Below are 5,957 nucleotides of genomic sequence, written 5' to 3'. Positions count from 1 at the left end.
ATTGTAATAAAGGAAATCGAAACGAAAATACTTGCGCTCAAGAAACAGGCAGGCGAGAAGTAAAGGGATGTTTTGTGGTTTAATATAAGATTGAAAGCATCAGTCATTAAGTTGGCTGGTGCTTTTCTAATGGAAGAAAGGTTTGGATAAGTGTCGAATAAGAAAAACTAATAAGTATAATTAAATATATTAACTTTAATTATGAGTTTAACAATGGTATAATATCAATGATAAAATTGCGACAGTTTTAAAGATAAAGAATGGAGGTACATGATGACTCAGGTAAAACGTATTTATGTTGAAAAAAAACCGGAATATGCTGTAGCTGCCCAGGATCTGTTGAATGATATTCACAGTTATCTTGATATTCAGTCTGTTACCGGTGTTCGGGTGCTGATTCGTTATGATATTGAAAATATTACAGATACAACTTATGAAAGTGCAAAAGCGATTGTCTTTTCTGAACCGCCGGTAGATATTTTATATGAAGAGAATCTTCCAAAAGAAGCTGATGAGAAAGTATTTTCTGTAGAATATCTTCCTGGACAGTTCGATCAGAGAGCCGATTCTGCTGAACAGTGTGTAAAACTTTTAAATGAGACAGAAGAACCGGTCATTCGTTCTGCAACAACTTACCTTTTAAAAGGTGATGTGACAGAGGATGAAGTGGAACGTATCAAAGCTTTCTGTATCAATCCGGTGGATTCCAGAGAAACAAGTGAAGTGAAACCGGAGACATTGATCACAAAGTTTGAGGAACCGGCAGATGTGGCTGTATTTGACAACTTTACAACAATGCCGGAAGCAGAATTAAAGGCATTGTATGATTCTCTCGGTCTGGCTATGACATTTAACGATTTCAAATTTATTCAGGAGTATTATCTGAATGATGAGAAACGCAACCCGACAGTGACAGAAATCCGTGTACTTGATACTTACTGGTCCGATCATTGCCGTCATACAACATTCCAGACAGAGCTCAAAAATATTGAGATTGAAGAAGGTTATTACAAAAAGCCGGTAAAAGATACTTACGATATGTATATGGCCCATCGTGAAGAAGTATTTGCCGGACGTAAAGATAAATTTGTATGTCTTATGGACGTGGCTTTAATGGCTATGCGTAAGCTTAAAAAAGACGGAAAGCTTAATGATCAGGAAGATACAGATGAGATCAATGCATGCAGTATCATTGTGCCTGTAGATATTGACGGTGAGACAGAAGAATGGCTGATCAACTTTAAGAATGAGACACATAACCATCCGACAGAAATCGAGCCTTTTGGTGGTGCGGCTACATGTCTGGGCGGTGCGATCCGTGACCCTCTGTCAGGACGTACTTATGTATATCAGGCGATGCGTGTGACAGGTGCAAGTGATCCGACAGTTTCTCTTTCCGAAACTATGAAAGGTAAACTTCCTCAGAGAAAGCTCGTTACAGAAGCTGCTCACGGCTATAGTTCCTATGGTAACCAGATTGGTCTTGCAACAGGTCTTGTCAATGAAATCTATCATCCAAACTATGCTGCAAAACGTATGGAGATCGGTGCGGTTATGGCAGCTGCTCCTAGAAGCAACGTTACACGTGCCACATCCGATCCGGGAGATATTATTATCCTTCTCGGCGGACGTACAGGACGTGACGGCTGTGGCGGTGCAACAGGTTCTTCCAAAGCACATACAGTAGAATCCATCGATACATGCGGTGCGGAAGTTCAGAAGGGTAATGCACCGACAGAACGTAAATTACAGAGACTTTTCCGTAATCCTGAAGTCAGCCGCCTCATTAAGAAATGTAACGATTTTGGTGCCGGCGGTGTATCTGTAGCTATTGGCGAACTTGCTGTAGGTCTTCAGATCCAGCTTGATAAAGTACCGAAAAAATATGCCGGTCTTGACGGAACAGAACTTGCTATTTCCGAATCTCAGGAACGTATGGCTGTTGTTATCGATCCAAAAGATGTGGATACATTCATGAAATATGCAGCAGAAGAAAACCTGGAAGCTACATGTGTGGCAGAAGTTACAGAAGAGCCACGTCTTGTTATGCATTGGAGAGATAAAGTGATCGTTGATATTTCCAGAGCATTTCTTGACACAAACGGTGCACACCAGGAAAATAGTGCTTATATTACACTTCCAAGTGAAGAAGATAATTACTTTAAAAAGACAAAAGATGTTTCTGATATGAAGAAAGCATGGCTGTCCAATCTTTCTGATTTGAATGTATGTTCTCAGAAAGGTCTCGTAGAGATGTTCGACAGCTCTATCGGTGCATCTTCCGTTTATATGCCTTACGGCGGAAAATATCAGCTGACACCGGCTCAGTCTATGGTTGCAAAACTTCCTGTATTAAAAGGTAAAACAGATACCGTTACAATGATGAGCTATGGATTTGATCCATATCTCTCTACATGGAGCCCATACCACGGTGCAATTTATGCCGTTGTTCAGTCTGTGGCTAAAATCGTTGCAGCCGGCGGTGATATGGACAAGATTCATTTCACATTCCAGGAATATTTCCGTAGAATGACCGATGATCCGAAAACATGGGGTGAACCATTATCCGCACTTCTCGGTGCTTATGATGCTCAGATCGGTTTCGGCCTTGCTGCTATCGGCGGTAAAGACTCAATGTCCGGTTCCTTCAATGAAATGAATGTTCCTCCAACACTTGTTTCCTTTGCTGTAGACGTGGCAAAACAGCAGGATATCGTGACATCTGAATTAAAGACACCGGGCAACAAGCTTGTTGTATTTACAATGAAAAAGGATGCTTACGATCTGCCGGATTATGCACAGATGATGGACAGCTACCGTACAATTACAAAACTTGTTAATGAAGGTGTTCTTAAATCCACATATACCGTTGGATTTGGCGGTGTTGCTGAAGCAGTCAGCAAGATGGCATTTGGTAATAAACTGGGTGTTGCTGTTGATGAAAACTTTGATGCAGAAGAACTCTTTAAACCATATTATGGTGATATTGTTGCAGAAGTTGCTCCGGAAGACATGGATAAACTTACAGTAGAATATAAAGTTTGCGGTACAGTAACAGAAGCTCCGGAATTTGCGTATAAAGACATGAAAGTTTCTGTTGATGAAGCCATCGCAGCATGGACAAAACCACTGGAATCCGTATTCCCTACAAGATCCGGTGTGGAAGAGAAGAAGATCGACACAGGTCTTTACACTGCAAAAGATATTTATATCTGCAAGAATAAAGTTGCTAAACCAAAGGTATTTATTCCGGTATTCCCGGGAACAAACTGCGAATATGATACAATGAAAGCTTTCGAAAAAGCAGGCGCTGACGTTGAGATGCGTGTATTCCGTAACCTGAACGAAGGTATGATCCGTGATTCTGTTGATGAATATGTAAAAGCTATCAACAGTGCACAGATCTTAATGTTCCCTGGCGGATTCAGTGCAGGTGATGAACCGGATGGTTCCGCAAAATTCATCGCATCTGTATTCCGTAATGAGAGAATTAAAGAAGCCGTTAATCAGTTGTTAAATCAGAGAGACGGTCTTGCTCTTGGTATCTGTAATGGTTTCCAGGCATTGATTAAGCTTGGTCTTGTACCTTACGGTGAGATTACACCTCAGAAGGATGATTCACCGACATTGACAACAAATCATATCGGACGTCATATTTCCAAGATGGTTTATACAAAAGTTGTGACAAATAAATCCCCATGGCTCCAGAAAGTGAACCCGGGTGATGTATTTGCAATTCCGGCTTCCCACGGTGAGGGACGTTTCGTTGCCAATGAAGCATGGATCAAGAAACTTTTTGAAACCGGCTGTGTAGCTACTCAGTATGTGGATGTGAACGGCAATCCTACAATGGATGAAGACTTCAATCCAAACGGTTCTTATTTTGCAATTGAGGGTATTACAAGTCCGGATGGACGTGTTCTTGGTAAGATGGCTCATTCCGAACGTATTGGTGATCATGTTGCCATGAATATCACAGGAAACCAGAATCAGCATCTGTTTGAATCTGGTGTTGAATACTTCAAATAAAAAAATTTAATCTTCCTCCTTACAGGTCTGTTTGGATCTGTGAGGAGGATTTTTTTTATCAAAATCGAGAGAGGGATTGACTTTTAAAAAAAAGAATGTTATAATTTTAACAAATAGTAACGCAGTTTTTATGTGTAAAGGGAGAGGTTTATTATGGTAAACAGATTTGTACTCAATGAAACATCTTATCATGGTGCAGGTGCTATTCAGGTCATTCCGGATGAAATTAAAGGCCGTGGATTCAAAAAGGCTTTTGTTTGTTCAGACCCGGATCTGATTAAGTTTAATGTAACAAAGAAGGTTACAGATATTCTTGATGATGCGGGTATTGCCTATGAGATTTATTCTCAGATTAAAGCGAATCCATCGGTAGATAACGTGAAGACAGGCGTGGAAGCATTTAAAGCGTCCGGTGCAGACTGCATTATTGCCATTGGCGGCGGTTCATCTATGGATACAGCGAAGGCTATCGGCATTATTATAGCCAATCCGGATTTTGGCGATGTTATCAGTCTTGAGGGTGTGGCTGACACAAAGAATAAATCCGTTCCGATCATTGCTGTTCCTACAACTGCAGGTACAGCGGCAGAAGTAACTATTAACTATGTAATTACAGACGAAGAAAAGCACCGCAAGATGGTATGTGTCGATGTCCATGACATTCCGGTCGTTGCCGTTGTTGACCCGGATATGATGGCATCAATGCCAAAAGGACTGACAGCTGCAACCGGTATGGATGCCCTGACACATGCGATTGAGGGGTATATCACAGCAGGTGCGTGGGAATTATCGGACATGTTCCATCTGAAAGCAATCGAAGTTATTGCAAGAACATTAAGAGGTGCTGTTGAGAATACACCGGAGGGACGTGAAGGTATGGCTCTCGGACAGTACATAGCCGGTATGGGATTTTCAAATGTAGGTCTTGGTATCGTACATTCTATGGCTCATCCACTCGGAGCACTCTACGACACACCGCATGGTGTGGCGAATGCAATTATCCTTCCGACAGTTATGGAATATAATGCACCGGCTACCGGTGACAAGTACAAATATATTGCTCAGGCTATGGGTGTTGAAGGTACAGAGAATATGACACAGGAAGAGTACCGCAAAGCAGCAGTGGATGCTGTTCGCAAGCTTTCCGCTGATGTTGGAATTCCGGCAGATCTGAAAGAGATCGTGAAACCGGAAGATGTGGATTTCCTTGCACAGTCGGCTTTTGATGATGCCTGCAGACCGGGTAATCCTCGGGAGACAAGCGTTGCAGAGATTGCAGAATTATATCGTTCACTCATGTAAAAAAGGTAGTTTTTTCTCCATTATATAAAAAGGGACTGCTCTTTTAGAATTTCTAAAGGAGCAGTCTCTTTTTATATGCTTTAAAATCTGCGGCAAGATAAAAATGTGGCATTATGGAGTCAAAAAAGGTCGATGAACAATGATTGAAGAAGATCGGAGCCTATTGTATAATTTAACTATCAGGAAGGCCATTCTGGTTGACCATTTATTCTTCACGAAGAATCTATAAGTTCAAAGCTTTATTCAAAGCAATTTTTCAATATGCATGTATATTCGGTAAATGAAATAAGGAATAAGATGATTTAGTGTACAAAAACATATAAAATTGGAGGACGTTATATGAAAAAAAGTAGTATGAGAACACTCGCATTAACAGCAATACTTGCAGGAACGGTATCCATCGGAGGCATTATGGCTTATTTTACAGATGGTGATACGGCGACGAATACTTTCACTGTAGGTAAGATTTCATTGGATCTTCAGGAACCGTCATGGGTTCCGCCGACGAATATTACCCCGGGCCAGGAGATTGCAAAGGATCCCCAGATCAAGAATGATGGGAATAATGAAGAATTTGTCTTTCTTAAAGTGACGGTTCCCTATGCGAACGTGGTGACAGCGAATGA

General features: G+C 41.2%; 3 protein-coding genes. All 3 read left to right on the top strand.

Features of this window, described 5'->3' with window-relative positions; all coding sequences use genetic code 11:
* The first annotated feature begins 273 nt into the window (after positions 1-273).
* On the top strand, positions 274-4,029 hold the full coding sequence (locus QZZ35_RS08385) for a phosphoribosylformylglycinamidine synthase (protein WP_291236990.1): 3,756 nt from the start codon (positions 274-276) through the stop codon (positions 4,027-4,029).
* Positions 4,030-4,182: 153 nt separating this feature from the next.
* Positions 4,183-5,331 carry a lactaldehyde reductase gene (gene fucO / locus QZZ35_RS08380; RefSeq protein ID WP_291236989.1) on the top strand — a complete coding sequence of 383 codons (1,149 nt, stop codon included), beginning with the start codon at positions 4,183-4,185 and terminating at the stop codon, positions 5,329-5,331.
* Between the two features lie 339 nt (positions 5,332-5,670).
* Positions 5,671-5,957: TasA family protein (locus QZZ35_RS08375; RefSeq protein WP_291236988.1), on the top strand; the 287-nt coding region annotated here is incomplete at its 3' end.

It is taken from the genome of Frisingicoccus sp. (assembly GCA_016298055.1).
Classification (GTDB): Bacteria; Bacillota; Clostridia; order Lachnospirales; family Lachnospiraceae; genus Frisingicoccus.
Note: the sequence above shows the minus strand (reverse complement) of the source record. Positions and strands in the feature narration are given on the sequence as shown.

What these genes read in the sequence shown, in the direction of transcription:
- QZZ35_RS08385 (WP_291236990.1), top strand. Translation starts at nt 274, where the DNA reads ATGACTCAGGTAAAACGTATTTATGTTGAAAAAAAACCGGAATATGCT.
- fucO (WP_291236989.1), top strand. Translation starts at nt 4,183, where the DNA reads ATGGTAAACAGATTTGTACTCAATGAAACATCTTATCATGGTGCAGGT.